The organism is Hyphomicrobium sp. CS1GBMeth3 (assembly GCF_900117455.1).
Classification (GTDB): domain Bacteria; phylum Pseudomonadota; class Alphaproteobacteria; order Rhizobiales; family Hyphomicrobiaceae; genus Hyphomicrobium_C.
Genome location: NZ_FPHO01000003.1, coordinates 127020 through 142225, shown reverse-complemented (window position 1 = coordinate 142225; position 15206 = coordinate 127020). Strand labels below are relative to the sequence as shown.

General features: G+C 61.0%; 14 protein-coding genes. 9 read left to right on the top strand and 5 right to left on the bottom strand.

The window, feature by feature from the left end; all coding sequences use genetic code 11:
• Positions 1–10: 10 nt before the first annotated feature.
• A complete protein-coding gene (locus CS1GBM3_RS07990; RefSeq protein WP_072394202.1) occupies positions 11–928 on the bottom strand; it encodes a response regulator in 918 nt (305 codons plus the stop codon).
• On the bottom strand, positions 921–4301 hold the full coding sequence (locus CS1GBM3_RS07985) for a hybrid sensor histidine kinase/response regulator (RefSeq protein WP_072394199.1): 3381 nt from the start codon (positions 4299–4301) through the stop codon (positions 921–923). The genes CS1GBM3_RS07990 and CS1GBM3_RS07985 overlap by 8 nt, the downstream gene beginning before the upstream one ends.
• A gap of 287 nt (positions 4302–4588) precedes the next feature.
• Here CS1GBM3_RS07985 and urtA point away from each other — a divergent pair, with 287 nt between their 5' ends.
• From urtA to CS1GBM3_RS07940, 9 genes are all read left to right on the top strand, one after another.
• Positions 4589–5848, top strand: coding sequence for an urea ABC transporter substrate-binding protein (urtA, locus tag CS1GBM3_RS07980; protein ID WP_072394196.1), 1260 nt, complete (start codon positions 4589–4591; stop codon positions 5846–5848).
• 72 nt (positions 5849–5920) lie between these two features.
• The gene (gene urtB / locus CS1GBM3_RS07975) at positions 5921–6847 is read left to right on the top strand and encodes an urea ABC transporter permease subunit UrtB (protein ID WP_072394193.1); all 927 of its coding nucleotides are present in this window, start codon (positions 5921–5923) and stop codon (positions 6845–6847) included.
• A gap of 12 nt (positions 6848–6859) precedes the next feature.
• The gene (urtC, locus tag CS1GBM3_RS07970; RefSeq protein ID WP_072394191.1) at positions 6860–7999 is read left to right on the top strand and encodes an urea ABC transporter permease subunit UrtC; all 1140 of its coding nucleotides are present in this window, start codon (positions 6860–6862) and stop codon (positions 7997–7999) included.
• Between the two features lie 12 nt (positions 8000–8011).
• A complete protein-coding gene (gene urtD / locus CS1GBM3_RS07965; RefSeq protein WP_072394188.1) occupies positions 8012–8773 on the top strand; it encodes an urea ABC transporter ATP-binding protein UrtD in 762 nt (253 codons plus the stop codon).
• A 13-nt stretch (positions 8774–8786) separates the two neighbouring features.
• Positions 8787–9476 (top strand): urea ABC transporter ATP-binding subunit UrtE, encoded by a 690-nt coding sequence (urtE, locus tag CS1GBM3_RS07960; protein WP_072394185.1) that lies wholly within the window; start codon positions 8787–8789, stop codon positions 9474–9476.
• Positions 9477–9515: 39 nt separating this feature from the next.
• Positions 9516–10745 carry a formamidase gene (fmdA, locus tag CS1GBM3_RS07955; protein ID WP_072394181.1) on the top strand — a complete coding sequence of 410 codons (1230 nt, stop codon included), beginning with the start codon at positions 9516–9518 and terminating at the stop codon, positions 10743–10745.
• A gap of 67 nt (positions 10746–10812) precedes the next feature.
• A complete protein-coding gene (locus tag CS1GBM3_RS07950) occupies positions 10813–11139 on the top strand; it encodes an FmdB family zinc ribbon protein (RefSeq protein ID WP_072394179.1) in 327 nt (108 codons plus the stop codon).
• 191 nt (positions 11140–11330) lie between these two features.
• Positions 11331–11603: a DUF768 domain-containing protein gene (locus CS1GBM3_RS07945; RefSeq protein WP_139247845.1), complete on the top strand. Its 273-nt coding sequence runs from the start codon at positions 11331–11333 to the stop codon at positions 11601–11603.
• 461 nt (positions 11604–12064) lie between these two features.
• Positions 12065–13177 carry a porin gene (locus tag CS1GBM3_RS07940; RefSeq protein WP_072394175.1) on the top strand — a complete coding sequence of 371 codons (1113 nt, stop codon included), beginning with the start codon at positions 12065–12067 and terminating at the stop codon, positions 13175–13177.
• Between the two features lie 146 nt (positions 13178–13323).
• On the opposite strand, the gene ureG is transcribed toward CS1GBM3_RS07940, so the two are convergent.
• From ureG to ureE, 3 genes are read right to left on the bottom strand one after another with little or no spacing between them, the layout of a single operon-like run.
• On the bottom strand, positions 13324–13944 hold the full coding sequence (gene ureG / locus CS1GBM3_RS07935) for an urease accessory protein UreG (RefSeq protein ID WP_072394173.1): 621 nt from the start codon (positions 13942–13944) through the stop codon (positions 13324–13326).
• Positions 13941–14783 carry an urease accessory protein UreF gene (locus tag CS1GBM3_RS07930; protein ID WP_171946462.1) on the bottom strand — a complete coding sequence of 281 codons (843 nt, stop codon included), beginning with the start codon at positions 14781–14783 and terminating at the stop codon, positions 13941–13943. Before CS1GBM3_RS07930 ends, ureG begins: the two co-directional genes overlap by 4 nt.
• Positions 14716–15204, bottom strand: coding sequence for an urease accessory protein UreE (gene ureE, locus CS1GBM3_RS07925; RefSeq protein ID WP_072394171.1), 489 nt, complete (start codon positions 15202–15204; stop codon positions 14716–14718). The genes CS1GBM3_RS07930 and ureE overlap by 68 nt, the downstream gene beginning before the upstream one ends.
• Positions 15205–15206: the final 2 nt, after the last annotated feature.

Below are 15206 nucleotides of genomic sequence, written 5' to 3'. Positions count from 1 at the left end.
CGCCAGCTCTTTATGACAGATGCCGGACGGCGACCGCAGCGGCTGCGGCTCTGTTCTCGACGCCGAGCTTTACGTAAATCTGCTCGAGGTGCTTGTTCACGGTGCGAGGGCTCATGCCGAGAATTTGCCCGATATCGCGATTTGATTTTCCGTGCGCGATCCAAAGTAGCACCTCGGCTTCGCGTGCCGTCAGGTTCAGTCGTTCCTTAAGCAGGCCGGTGTCGCCGACGGAACTTTCCTCGAAAACCCGTAGCAGGATCTCGTCGCCGCTCATGCGGCCTACGAACGATACGTTGAGAATGCGATCGTCCAGCAACGTGCGCAGCGTGGCCATGGGCTGATCGGAAGCGGCCTCGGTTCGATCCATCAGCCTTTTGATGACGGGTGCCGGGAAAGCGAAATCTGGCTCATCGAAATCGCCGAAGGCAGCGGTCAGCAAGCGGCTTGCTTGAGGCGTCGACCACAAAAGACGGCCGCTTGCATCGGTGGCAAATAGGAAGCGCCCGGTCGTGTCGAGCGCCGCGCGCGCACTTCGCGACAGGCGCGCGTTGGCGAGGTGCACCCGGATTCGCGCTAGAAGCTCGTCGATCGCGATCGGTTTTGTCACATAGTCCACGCCCCCCGCTTCGAGGCCTTCGACAATCCGATCGGTCTCCCGGAGGCCGGTCATGAAAATGATCGGTACGTGCGCAAGCTCGGGAAGCCGTTTCAGCCGGCGACAGGTTTCGAAGCCATCCATTTGCGGCATCACGGCATCGAGCAGGATAATGTCTGGGACAATGCGCGCGACGGTGGTCAGCGTGCGCTCGCCATCCGTTGCGACCAGAACCTGCGCGCCGATTTGTTCGAGAGCGTCGGTGAGCATATCGAGCGTCTCCGGGTTGTCGTCGACGACAAGCACCACGGCTTTCGGGTCTGACTCAGTCATCGGCGCGTCCGCGATCGCCCTGCCGTTCGAGGAGCGCCATATAACCCCGGAGGTCGAAGGCGCGGATCCGCTCACGGGCGGCGGTAACGAACGAGATTGTCCCCACGTCGGCCGCTTCGAGCTCGGAGAGCTTGGCCTCGATGCCTGTGACGTAGCCGATTTCTCCAAGGCGCGTTAGCTCCTCAATGTGTTGCGGACCTGGCTTGCTGACAGGATGGATGGCGGGCATGGACGGCGGCTGATCGGCGGCGTCGGTTGTCGTCATCAGCTGAAGCTTCAACATGACCTGAATGCGTGCTAGCAGGGTCTGGATATCGAACGGCTTCGACAGCATGCTGTCGTGGTCCGGCTCACCGGCCGCTTTGCCGGTACTGTCGCCGATGTTGGCGGACATCATCAGGATCGGCGCGGAGTGGCCGCTCTCGCGGAGGCGCCGGGCGACATCCCAGCCGGACATCTCCGGCATCGAGATGTCGAGGATGAAGAGGTCGGGGACGCATTCCTCGGCGATGGTCAGGGCGGAAGCGCCATCCGGTGCGGCGATGAAGGAAAAGCCGATCGGCTCGAGGGCTTCGCGCATCAGCTCGCGATGATCTCCGTCGTCGTCCACGACCAGAATGAGCTTGCGCTCCCCGACGTATCCTGTGATGCGCGCCTGTGGCGCCGCAGGGGGGCGGGCGTCCGCTATGTGTGCGAGCATCAGCTTGACCCGGAACAGGCTACCGCGGCCCGGCGTGCTTTTGACCGAAATCTCGCCGCCCATGATCTCGACGAGCAACTTCGTGATGGTGAGGCCGAGCCCCATGCCGGGGCGTAGCTTCGCGCGCGTTATCTCGCCGCGCTCGAATGGCTGGAAGACGCGCTCGACGTCTCCTGGCATGATGCCGATGCCGGTATCCTCGATCTCAAACTCTGCGATCTGGCTACGGTAGGAGACGCGCATTGCCACGTGACCCGAGTCCGTAAACTTTACCGCATTGGACAGCAGGTTGATCAGGACTTGGCGCAGGCGCTTTTCGTCCGCCCGGACCACGGGGGGCAAGCCCGAGCCGCCCGTGAAGATAAACTCGATGCCTTTTGAATTGGCCTGCAAGCGGAACATATCGGCCAACTGTTCGAGGAACTCACGGATGCGAACTTCGTTCGACGACAGTTCAAGGCGTCCTGCTTCCACTTTCGAGATGTCGAGCAGGCCGTCGATCAGTCCGGAAAGATGCTCGGCACTACGCCGGATGACCCGGATGCCCTTCTGGGCCTTGGGGGGCAGCAGACCGTCTACGTCAAGCAGTTGGGCATATCCGAGCACGGCGTTGAGCGGCGTGCGCAGCTCATGGTTGATGGCAACGACATAGCGGCTTTTTGCCAGGTTCGCGGCCTCGGCAATTTCCTTGGCTTTGTGAAGCTCTTTGTCGGTGCGTTTGTGGGCTTCGATCTCGACCGTCAACAGCGCCGTTTGGCGCGCTGATTCATCCTGGGCAATTTTCCGGCTTTCCTGCGCCAGGACGAACAGCCAGCCAGCGATGCCGGCAATGATCGAGAGGATCAAGAAGGCAGCCCAGAGCGTGCCGGCGATGGCGGTGGCTTCCTGGGGGACGGCGGTGATCGCGAGGTAGTGCACGAGCGTCAAGACGAGCCCGAGAATGCCGCATAGCAAGGTGAAGACGCCGAAGAAGTGGCCCGTGCGCGTGTTAAGGCCGGCGACCATATGTTTGGGCAGGACGGCGCGAAGCAGGCTCAGTAGCTGCGTCTGGTAACGTGCATGTGGCTTGCATCCGTCACGGCAACGCGCGTCGACGGAACAGCATAGTGAGCAGATGGGGCCGGAGTAGACAGGACAGTGCGCCATGTCCTCGGGCTCGAATTCGTGCTCGCACACGGCGCAGCGAACGGCGGGCTTCTGATTCCAGCCCGCCCGCGGTTTGCGGGCCAGATAGTACTTTCCTGATGTTGCGTAGGCGATGGCGGGAGCAACGAGGACGGCCACAACGAGGGCGACAAGGGGAGCCAGCGCTTGAGCGTAAACTCCGAAGGTGCCGCTATAGGATAGCGCTGCCGCTGCGGTCGCTACGATCATCGCGCCGACGCCGACCGGGTTGATGTCGTAAAGATGCGCGCGCTTGAACTCGATCCGCTTCGGGCTGAGACCAAGCGGTTTGTTGATGCACAGGTCAGCCACGATGGCACCGAGCCAGGCGACGGCGACGACCGAGTAAAGTCCCAACGTGTGCTCAAGAGTTTTGTAAATGCCGGCCTTCATCAGCAGGAAGGCGATGGCGACGTTGAAAAACAACCAGACGATCCGGCCAGGGTGGGCGTGGGTCAGGCGCGAGAAGAAGTTCGACCAGGCGATCGATCCTGCGTATGCGTTCGTGATGTTGATCTTGAGCTGACATAGCACGACGAATATGCCCGTCAGCACGAGCGCGGCTTGCGGAGATGACGTGAGGTAGCCGAACGCCACGAGATACATCTGGGTCGGCTCGCCCGCCTGGGAGACGGGTACGCCGTGGCTCAACGCGAGAACGGCCAGAAACGAGCCGATCAAGATTTTGACTGCACCAGGAATTATCCACCCCGGTCCTGACGCGATGACGCCGGTCCACCATGATATGCGATTGGCTTTGGTGCGCTCCGGCATGAAGCGCAGGATATCGACCTGCTCGCCGATCTGCGCAATGAGCGCGAACACGACGCATCCGGCGGCGCCTACGCCAAGGAGGTTGAGGGTCGCGCTGTGATGGTTCGTTCCCGTATAGCCAACCCAGGTCGCGAAGCTTTGCGGGTCCTGCTGCGCGATGACGATCAGCGGGGCGATCTGGAGCAATACCCAGAAGGGTTGGGTCCAGAGGTGGAACCGACTGATCCATTTGATGCCGTGAGTCACGATCGGGATGACGACGACGGAGCTCAGGATGTAGCCGAGAGCAAGCGGAACGCCGAAGCACAGCTGCAACGCCAGCGCCATGATTGCTGCTTCGATCGCGAAAAAGATGAAGGTGAACGAGGCATAGATCAGCGAAGTAATCGTCGATCCGATATAGCCGAAGCCGGCCCCTCGCGTGAGCAGATCGATATCGACTCCGTCGCGCGCCGCATAGTAGGCGATCGGCAACCCGGTCATAAAAATCAGTATTGAGACGCTCAGAATGGCGACGAGTGCATTCTCGAAGCCATAGCTAATCGTGATCGCGCCACCGATGGCCTCAAGAGCCAGGAACGACACCGTGCCGAGCGCCGTGTTGCTCACGCGTGCAGCCGACCAGCGGCGCGCTCGCTTCGCCGTGAAGCGCAGCGCATAATCCTCGAGTGTCTCGTCGGCGACCCACTGATTGTAGCGCCGACGGTCGGGGACGATACGGAGCCGATCAGTCATTCAAGAGGCTGCCTCTTACGCTTGGTCGGCAAATTTTGATGCGGTGCAATACCCCACTTGCGCCCAACGTACCGGTTCCCGAGCGAGAGGCAAAACTCTTTTCGTCCATGAGGTTGGGTATGCCGGGTACTCAAGTCATCACGCGCAGCCGGGTGCGCGCGCGAGGAGCACCATAGGGCCGCGATTGCGCTGCAGCATATACGTCAAGTGACTTATATGCTGTTGCGCGAAGGTCCCCTCCAATACCTCCCACGATGCCCGCGTTGGCAGCTCTGAGGGAGGATTCCATGGCGACCGATCACGACGAACTCCAATCGCAGCTTCGCCGCCGATTGCTTCTCGGCATGGCGGCGGCGCCGTTCGCGGGGCTCCTCGCCGGCCCGGCGCTTGCGGAGGCCCCGGCGACCGCGGCGGTGAACACCACGGGTCTCGCGGTGACCGACAGCGAGGTGACAGTCGGTATTCTGCATTCCATCACCGGCACGATGGCCATCTCGGAGACCGGTTCGGTGCAGGCCGAGAAACTCGCCATCGAGCAGATCAACGCTGCCGGCGGTGTGCTTGGCCGCAAAATCAAGTTCATTCAGGAGGACGGCGCCTCCGATTGGCCGACGTTCGCGGAGAAGGCAAGGAAGCTGCTCGTCAACGACAAGTGCGCGGCGATCATGGGCTGCTGGACGTCGGCGTCGCGTAAGGCCGTGCTGCCGGTCTTCGAGCAGTACAACGGCATGCTGTACTACCCGACCTTCTACGAGGGTCTCGAGCAGTCCAAGAACGTGATCTATACGGGCCAGGAGGCGACGCAGCAGATCATCGCCGGCCTCGACTGGGTCGTGAAGGAGAAGGGCGCCAAGACCTTCTATCTGCTCGGGTCGGATTACATCTGGCCACGCACGTCGAACAAGATCGCGCGCAAGCACATCGAGAATCACATGACCGGAACGAAGGTCGTCGGCGAGGAGTACTTCCCGCTTGGCCACACCCAGTTCAACTCGGTCATCAACAAGATCAAGCTCCGGAAGCCCGACGTGATCTACGCCATCATCGTCGGTGGCTCGAACGTGGCTTTCTATAAGCAACTCAAGGCGGCCGGTATCGATCTCTCGAAGCAGACGCTGGTTACGATCTCGGTCACGGAGGACGAGATCGATGGTATCGGCGGTGAGAACATCGAGGGCGCCTACGCGTGCATGAAGTACTTCCAGTCGCTCGATAATCCGAACAACAAGGAGTTCGTCGAAGCGTTCAAGAAGATGTGGGGCGAGAAGACGGTTATCGGAGATGTGACGCAGGCTGCCTACCTTGGCCCTTGGCTGTGGAAGCTGACGGTCGAGAAGGCCGGCTCCTTCGACGTGGACAAGGTCGCGGCGGCCTCTCCCGGCATCGAGTTTATGAAGGCACCGGAAGGCTACGTGAAGATTCACGAGAACCATCACCTCTGGTCGAAGACGCGCGTCGGTCTCGCGCAACGGGATGGCCAGTTCAAGGTGGTTTACGAGAGCCCCGAGCTCATCGAGCCCGATCCTTTCCCAAAAGGCTATCAGTGATCGCCGGGCTCGGGCGGACGACGTGCTCCGCCCGAGCCTCTGCGTTTCGATCTGGTGCTGAAGGAGAGGGGAATGTTCGGCGACTACTCACTGGGGGATCTCGCCTCAATCTTTGCGATGCAAGGCTTCGCGGGGTTGATCCTGTTCTCGGTCTACGTGCTGATGGCGCTGGGGCTGGCCATCATCTTTGGCCAGATGGGCGTGATCAACATGGCCCACGGCGAGTTCATGATCCTCGGCGCGTACGTGACGTGGCTCTGCTCCGAATTCTTCTCGACATACCTGCCGGCGCTCTTCCCGATCTACTTCTTTATAGCGATCGCTTTAGCGTTCTGCGCGGCGGGAGCGCTCGGAATGCTGATGGAATGGTCGTTGATTCGAAGGCTTTACAAGCGACCTCTCGATACGCTGCTCGCCACATGGGGCCTGAGCCTCATCTTGCAGCAGGTCTATCGCTCGGTATTCGGCCCACGTGAGGTGGGTGTCGTCCTTCCCGATTGGTTGATGGGTTCAATCAGCCTGACTGACATGATCGACGTGCAGATCAACGGTCTGTTTGTCATGGGCCTCACTATCCTCATCACGATCGCCGTGTTTCTCATCATCTTCCGTTCGCGCTTCGGAAAGCAGATTCGCGCGGTGGTGCAGAATCGCGTGATGGCGGGTGCCGTCGGCATCAATACGGAAAAAGTCGACAGGCTGACGTTTGGCCTCGGATGCGGCATTGCCGGTATCGCGGGCTCGGCGTTCACCATGATCGGATCGACAGGTCCGACGTCCGGTCAGCTCTACATCGTCGACACGTTCCTGATCGTCGTCTTCGGTGGGGCGGCCAGCCTGTTCGGCACCATCGCCTCCGCCTTCTCGATCTCGCAGACGCAGTCGACGCTTGAGTTCTTCCTGTCCGGCTCCATGGCGAAGGTCATTACGCTCCTCACGGTCCTCGGCATTCTGATGCTGCGGCCGCAGGGTCTCTTCACGCTCAAAGTCCGGCGCTGAGGGAGGAGGCACATGACTCAAGCGTCTTTTCTCGATCGCAAAGATATTCTGGCGCTGGCGGTGCTCGCCATCCTGATCATGGTCGTCTTTCCGGTTGCACTCGACGCGTTTCGCCTCAACCTTGTCGGCAAGTATCTGACCTATGCGTTCGTTGCGGTCGGGCTGGTGCTGTGCTGGGGGTACGGCGGAATTCTGTCGCTCGGCCAGGGTGTGTTCTTCGCGCTCGGTGGCTACGGCATGGCGATGTACCTCAAGCTCGAGGCGTCGTCGGTCGAGAACACGAAAATCCAGTCCACGCCCGGCATTCCGGACTTCATGGACTGGAACCAACTCACCGAACTGCCGTGGTTCTGGCAGCCGTTTCATTCCTTTCCTCTGACTCTGATCCTGATCGTGCTGGTGCCGGCGGCCTTCGCCTTCCTGCTTGGGCTTGCGATGTTCAAGCGGCGCGTATCGGGCGTCTACTTCGCGATCATCACGCAGGCTCTGGCGGCCATCGCAACCATCCTCATCATCGGGCAGCAGGGCTACACGGGCGGCGTGAACGGGATTACGGATCTGCGTACACTTCACGGCTGGGACATCCGCACCGATAGCGCAAAGCAGGTTCTCTACTTCGTCAATGCGGCGTTGCTGATCGCGGTCGTCGTGGCGGCGATGTACGTGCGGCATTCCAAGCTCGGGCGCATCCTCGTGGCCATGCGTGAGCGCGAGGATCGCGTTCGATTCTCCGGCTACTCGGTCGCCAATTTCCAGATCTTCGTGTTCTGCCTCGCCGGTGTCTTCGCTGCAATGGGCGGGGCGATGTTCACGCTTCAGGTCGGCTTCATGTCTCCGTCTCTGGTCGGCATCGTGCCGTCCATCGAGATGGTCATCTTCACCGCCGTTGGCGGGCGGCTGTCCATCCTCGGCGCGATCTACGGGACGCTCGTCGTCAACTTCGCAAAGACAGGTCTCTCGGAGAGCTTCCCTGAGCTCTGGCTGCTCGGCCTTGGCGGCCTTTTCATCGCTGTCGTCGTGTTCTTCCCGAACGGCCTTGCTGGGCTCTGGAAGGATTATGTGCAGCCGTCGATCGACAAAATTCTCTATCGCGGCCGCGCCGTGACCAGCACTGCCAACCCGTCAGGGATCGCGGCGTCGCCTGCCGAGTGAGGAGGGAAGCGAATGTCACCTGTTATCGGCGTGCAGCCGAAGGACTTCCTGCTCTCCGTCGAGGGGTTGACCGTGTCATTCGACGGCTTCAAGGCGGTGAACGATCTCTCGTTCTACGTCGATGAAAACGAGATCCGGGTAATCATTGGCCCTAACGGCGCGGGCAAGACGACCGTGCTCGATCTCATTTGCGGAAAAACGAAGGCCACCGAGGGCTCGATTCGGTTTCGCTCCAATGAGCTGACGAAGATGAGCGAAAGCCAGATCGTGCTTGCCGGCGTGGGGCGCAAGTTTCAGACGCCATCCATCTATGACGATCTCTCGGTCTTCGAGAACCTCGAGATTTCCTATCCGAGAGGGCGCTCCGTGTGGGGCGCGTTGACCTTCAAGCGCGATCAGTCGGTGAAGGATCGCGTGAGTGAGATCGCGGAGATCATCTTCCTCAAGGACAAGCTCAACGAGCAGGCGGCTTTCCTCAGCCACGGGCAGAAGCAGTGGCTCGAGATCGGCATGCTGCTGATCCAGGACCCTGATCTGCTCATGCTCGATGAGCCGGTTGCCGGCATGAGCGTCAGTGAACGCGTCAAGACCGCGGAGCTTCTGCGCACGATCATCAAGGATCGGTCTGTGCTCGTCATCGAGCACGACATGAAGTTCGTCGAGGACATCGCGCACAAGGTCACCGTGCTGCACCAGGGCAAGATCCTCGCGGAAGGCTCGATGGAGCAGGTCAAGAACGATCCCAAGGTTATCGAAGTCTACCTCGGCCATTGAGGAGCACGGATCCATGCTTGATGTCGAAAGCCTGCATGCCGCCTACGGGCAAAGCGAGGTGCTGCATGGCGCGAGCTTCAAGGTCTCGCCGGGCGAGATCATCGCCATCATGGGGCGCAACGGCATGGGCAAGACCACGCTCATGAAGGCCATGATGGGAATCATGCCGCAGACGGCGGGCGATATCCTGCTTGGTGGGGAGAGTGTGGCTGGGCTCAAGAGCTATCAGCGCGTCAAGAAGGGAATGGCCTACGTACCGCAGGGACGCATGATCTTCTCCACCATGACCGTGCAGGAGAACATCGAGACAGGTCTCATCGCAGGCGGAGATCGCGAGGTTTCGGGCGATATCTACGAGCTCTTTCCGGTGTTGCTGGAAATGAAGGGGAGGCGCGGCGGCAATCTCTCTGGCGGTCAGCAGCAGCAGCTCGCGATTGCGCGGGCGCTGGCGACAAGGCCCAAAGTGCTGCTGCTCGACGAGCCGACGGAGGGCATCCAACCGTCGATCATCCGGGAGATGGCGCGCACGCTGCGACGCATCCGCGATGAGCGCGGCCTGTCGATCGTGGTGTCAGAGCAGGTTCTGAGCTTCGCGCTCGATGTCGCTGACCGCGTTCTTGTCGTCGAGAACGGAGAGATCGTGCACGACGAGCCGCGCGCCTCGGTCGATGAGGTCAAGGTGGCCAAGTATCTCTCCGTTTGAATTTCGTTCCGTAACCGTCAGAACCGAAGGGGAGTTGGAATGACCGAAACGCTCATCAAGGTCGACCTATCGCAGTCGCCCTACGAAAACGAATTAGTGCACAACCGGTGGCACCCGGACATTCCTATCGTCGCGTGGACCGAACCAGGCTCCGACTTTATCATCGAGACGTATGATTGGACGGGCGGCTTCATCAAGAACAACGACGATGCCTCGGACGTCCGCGACATCGATCTCACGATCGTGCACTTCCTGTCCGGCCCTGTCGGCGTGAAGGGAGCCGAGCCGGGCGATCTCCTTGTCGTCGAGATTCTCGATATCGGTGCGATGCCCGACAACCACTGGGGCTTCAACGGCTTCTTCTCGAAGAAGAACGGCGGCGGCTTTCTGACTGAGCACTTTCCCATGGCCCAGAAATCGATCTGGGATTTCGAGGGCATGTTCACGAAATCGCGTCACGTGCCGGGCGTGCGGTTTCCGGGTCTCATCCACCCCGGTCTGATCGGGTGTTTGCCGGACCCGAAGCTGCTCAAGACCTGGAATGACCGCGAGATCGCGTTCGTTGACGCGAACGCGGACCGCGTGCCGCCCGTCGGCACCAAGCCGTTCGCGCCGACGGCGCACATGGGCAAGCTCAAGGGCGAGGCGAAGGAGAAGGCTGCCGCGGAGGCTGCGCGTACGGTGCCACCGCGCGAGCACGGCGGCAACTGCGATATCAAGGATCTCTCGCGCGGCTCGAAGATCTTCTTCCCGGTGTACGTGCCGGGTGGTGGGCTTTCGATGGGCGACCTCCACTTCAGCCAAGGCGATGGCGAGATCACGTTCTGCGGCGCCATCGAGATGGCCGGTTGGCTGCACCTCAAGGTCGACGTGATCAAGGACGGCATGTCGAAGTACGGGATCAAGAACCCAATCTTCAAGCCGTCGGTGATCACGCCGAAATACGATGACTATCTGATCTTCGAGGGCATCTCCGTCGATGAGGCTGGCAAGCAGTATTATCTCGATGTGCACGTGGCCTATCGCCAGGCCTGCTTGAACGCGATCGAGTATCTGAAGAAGTTCGGCTACTCGGGTGCCCAGGCCTACTCGATCCTCGGCACGGCGCCGGTGCAGGGGCACATCTCGGGCGTGGTCGATATCCCCAATGCGTGTGCAACGCTGTGGGTTCCGACGAAGATCTTCGACTTCGACATCAACCCGTCTGCTGCTGGGCCGAGTAAGTTTCTTGACGGTTCGATTCAGATGCCGTTGGCGCCGGATCTCTAGCGCGGCGCAGGACTTCTGCGGGCTGGTTGTTTCAGGCCAGCCCTAACCCATTTGAGGAAACCGTCCCATGCCGATGTACGATTACGATTGTCCCGCGTGCGGACCCTTCACGGCCATGCGCGTGATGGCAGAATTCGAGCTGCCGCAAGATTGTCCGACATGCGGCGGCGAGGCGCCGCGTGTGCTTCTCACGGCGCCGGCGTTCGCTGGTATGGATCGCGGGCGGCGGATGGCGGCCGAGACGAACGAGAGATCGTCGCACGAGCCGAAGCGGTCGTCGGGACATGGCGCTGGCTGTGGATGCTGTTCTGGCAAGGCGGCGAAGAAGAACGCGCAGGAGCCCGCAGCGGCCAAGAGCTTTCCTGCCGCTCGGCCCTGGATGATCAGCCACTGAGGCGCAAGCACCTGCAGGCGGGAAATGCCTCGCGTCGTACGTAAGCGCCTCTGATCCGTTTTTCGACTGCGAGGGGCGGCCGGTGCGTGGGCCACATTGCGTCCTTCGACAGGTGTGGCAACGGCGCTGATGATTTGGCGCGAGTCGTGCAGCGCAGGTCGAGGCGTTGGCGCAGACCAAGCGAAATCGCGATGTCGTCCAGAGTCACGGAATTTCTTATAGATTGGTTGCGCTGGCACGTCGTTGGCCGGGTTGGTAGTGCCGAGGACGTTCCGATGCTGACGGCGAAGTGCCTCGATGACGCACTGCTCGCAGGACTGACGCGACGCGAGATCGAAGCGGTCGTTGGATCGATCGAGGATTGCATCCGCGTCTCGCTCTCCGAAGCGCGGCAGAAGGCAAGCGGTGTCTCCAGAAGCAAGCTGCGGTGGCGTCCTCGAACCCGACCGCGGCGCGATCGCTGACCATCCTCCTCCATGCGCCGATCCATTTATTGCACTTTCGTGATTTCTGCGTTCGCGCAGCCATGAATGCAGGCGCCGTTTCCCCGAAAATCCGGGTGTGACGAATTTGAAACATTTTGCCGCAAACAGACCATAAGCGATGTTTCGTGTCAGTGTAATTTCTTGCCCCGGAATGGGGCTAGAAAGACGTGAAACGCATGGTTTTTTCGAGCTGCCAGTCAGCGCGCGCCGTTCGTTCTCGAAAATCCCTCCTAATGTCCTGTAATTGCGTGGATAATTTCACTCATTCAGCGCTGCGCTCATTGCATAAAATCTGGCCACGCGTTGCTAATTCATTGTGCGCTCAATTTCGACAATAAGTTTTTTGTGGCACGCTGAAAGTTCTATGATTTCAGTAGTTTGAATCGGCCGATCTATTTTTGTGTGTCTCGGCCTCTGTTGCTGAAATCCAGGGGGATTGGATGGCTTATCGTGACTTTCGCCGCAGCAAGTTGGCCTTGCTGGCTGGAGCGGCGGTGCTAACCGGGGTCGGAACGGCGTCAGGCGGAGAAAAGTGGACCTTCGGGCCGGATTCGTGGCTCAGCGTCGGCGCCGGCCTGCGCGCGTCCTACACTTACAATGAGGATGCTCTCGACGAGCACGACGCGCGGCTCGAAAGCGCGCGAATCTACACGAACGGCCAGTTCAGTAAGGTCATTGGCTTCACATTCAACACTGAGATTGAGGTGGATGGACGCGGGGACATCAATGACCTGCGCATGATGGATGCCATCCTGCGGCTGGAGTTCAACGATTACTTCAACATCTGGGGCGGCCGCATGCTCGCGCCCAGCGATCGCTCGAACCTCAACGGGCCTTACTACATCGGCACATGGGAGTATCCGCTCATCGCGAGTCGCTATCCGCAGATTTTCCAGGGTCGCGACAACGGCGCGGCGATCTGGGGCGAGACCGGAAAGGGCGTCTTCAAGTACGCCGTCGGTGCTTTCGCAGGTTGCACCGAGGAAGACAACGCTTGCGATAACCCCGATACGGACAGTCCCCTCATCGCCGGCCGCCTTACCTACAACTTCTGGGATCCGGAGTCGGGCTACTATACGTCGAGCGACTATTACGGCGAGAAGGAGCTACTTTCCGTTGCTCTGGTCGGCCAATTTCAGGCGGATGCGGCGACCGACGGCATCACATCGGGTGATTTCTCCGGCTTCAACATCGACGTGCTGATGCAGAAGAAGGTGTTCGGCGGACACGTTCTGACGCTCGAAGGCGCCTACTATGTCTTTGACACCGACGGCATCGATGCGATCAACGGTCTCTCCGATGGCAGGAGCCTGATGTTCCTGACCAGCTTCCTGATCGACCACAAGGTCGGCATCGGCAAGTTCCAGCCGGTCTTCCGTTATCAGGACTTCGAGAACGATTTCGGACCCGACGTCAGCGAGTGGTCGATCGGCACCAATTACATAATCAAGGGACACGATCTTCGTCTGTCAGCAATTTACTCTGAGACCGACATTGATGACAGCTCCGACAATATCGAGCGCTTCATCGCCGGTGTTCAGCTTCAGTGGTAATCGTTGCCGAGCGATGATGCGATTACGGGCGCAGCGGACCACCCGTTGCGCCCATTCGACTTCATTTCGATGCAGATCGAAGATGCTAGACGCTCGGCATTAGCGAGACGCAGCTGGCCGCTGTGATGGCACCGCAAACCAGCTGCTCACGCGGAGAGGCCGCCTGCGCGCGTGATGAATGCGGCGACCTCGGCCACACCCTCGCCCGCGCGAATATTCGTGAAGACGAACGGGCGCTCTCCGCGCTGCTTCTTCGCGTCCCGATCCATGACCTCGAGATTGGCGCCGACGTGGGGCGCGAGGTCGATCTTGTTGATGACGAGAAGGTCGGAGCGCGTCACGCCTGGCCCGCCCTTGCGCGGGATCTTTTCGCCCTGTGCGACGTCGATGACGTAGATCGTGATGTCGGCGAGCTCCGGCGAGAACGTCGCCGCTAAGTTGTCGCCGCCGGATTCGATCAGCACGAGATCCGCATCCGGAAACCTGGTGCGCATCTCGGCGATGGCCGAGAGGTTGAGCGAGCAGTCCTCGCGGATGGCGGTGTGGGGGCAGCCACCGGTTTCCACGCCCATGATCCGTTCGGGCGGCAGCGCAGCGGCGCGCGTCAGGATCAGCGCGTCCTCTTTGGTGTAGATGTCGTTGGTGATGGCGATGATGTCGAGGCGGTCGCGGAACGTCTTGCACAGCGCTTCCATCAGCGCCGTTTTGCCCGATCCTACGGGACCGCCGATGCCCACGCGCAGGGGGCCATTCGCGCGCGTTGTCATGACCGGAACAACCTCGTCGTTTGCGTTTCGTGTTTGATGGCGGCGATGTCCGAGTGGAAGGCGGCGGCGCCGAGGTCATCGAGTGTGAACGTGTCGGCCGCAGCCGCCATATCCCTGACTTTCGGCATCAGGCGGGCGATGATGCGCTGTCCGTCCGTCTGGCCGATGACGCTCAGGCGGATGGTTGCCGAGACTAGGTTCTGGACGAGCGCCAGCGCGAACGCCTCGAGCATCAGGTGGCGTGGGATGCCATGTGCAGCGGCGCCGATCGCGAGTGCTACGGGATAGGACGTTTCCTCGCCCGCCAGAACATCGCAGGCCCAGGTGATGCGTGGGGCCGACCACGCCGACTGCAGGGCGGTGAGGAAGGCCCCGGCCTGAACCGAGGTTTCGAGATGGCGTTCGCGGCAGCCCACCAATGCCAAGCTGAGCTCGGAGAGATCGCGCAGCGTGGTCGCGTCCTCGGCGTCGACAGCGCGCCAGGCGCAGCTTGCGATGATGACGTCGCTGCGCAGCGAGCCGCGGTCGAGAAGCGTTGCGATCCAGTCGCCCGTCGTTGCGGCGTCGCGGATCTGGCCTTCGTGCACGGCCCACTCCATGCCGTGGCTGAAGGCGAAGCTTCCGACGGGGAAGGAGGGTGACAGCCAGACATACAACAGTGAGGCGTTGTCCGGGGATGGCGATTTTCCAGCGGCTTGGTGTTGCTCGACCGTGCCGGCCGACGGACCATCGGCCAGCGCCAGGTTGGTGCCGTAAGCGCCGATCTCTGGCCTAGGCGCGCTGATGGTCGTGATCCTCGTGATGATGATGGTGATGATGGCCGTGGGCGCCGTCGGCATAGGCGCCGCTTTCCGGGTCAAACGGGGCGTCCACATGCGCGACGGTCGCGCCGAGGCCGCGCACCATGTCCTCGATCACGTGATCCCGGCGAATGAGAATGCGCTCTTCTGCGAGCATGACCGGCAGATGGCGGTTGCCGAGATGCCAGGCGATGCGGACCAACGCGTCGGCGGACGGGGCCGTGATCTCCGCAAGCGGCTCCGGTGCGGCGATCACGCGGACACGGCGGCCATCCTCCAGAACAAGCGCATCGCCGTTCCGCAGGCGCTCGACTTGCGGCAGGTCGAGGAGGAACTGCAACCCTTTGGCGCCCGTGAGCGCGATGCGGCGGCGGAAGCGACCGTCGAAACCAAGGGTCACCTCGTCCTCGATCAGGCCGTGCCTTGCGCCCTGCGGCTCGCGTCTGACAGCGCGGATCATCC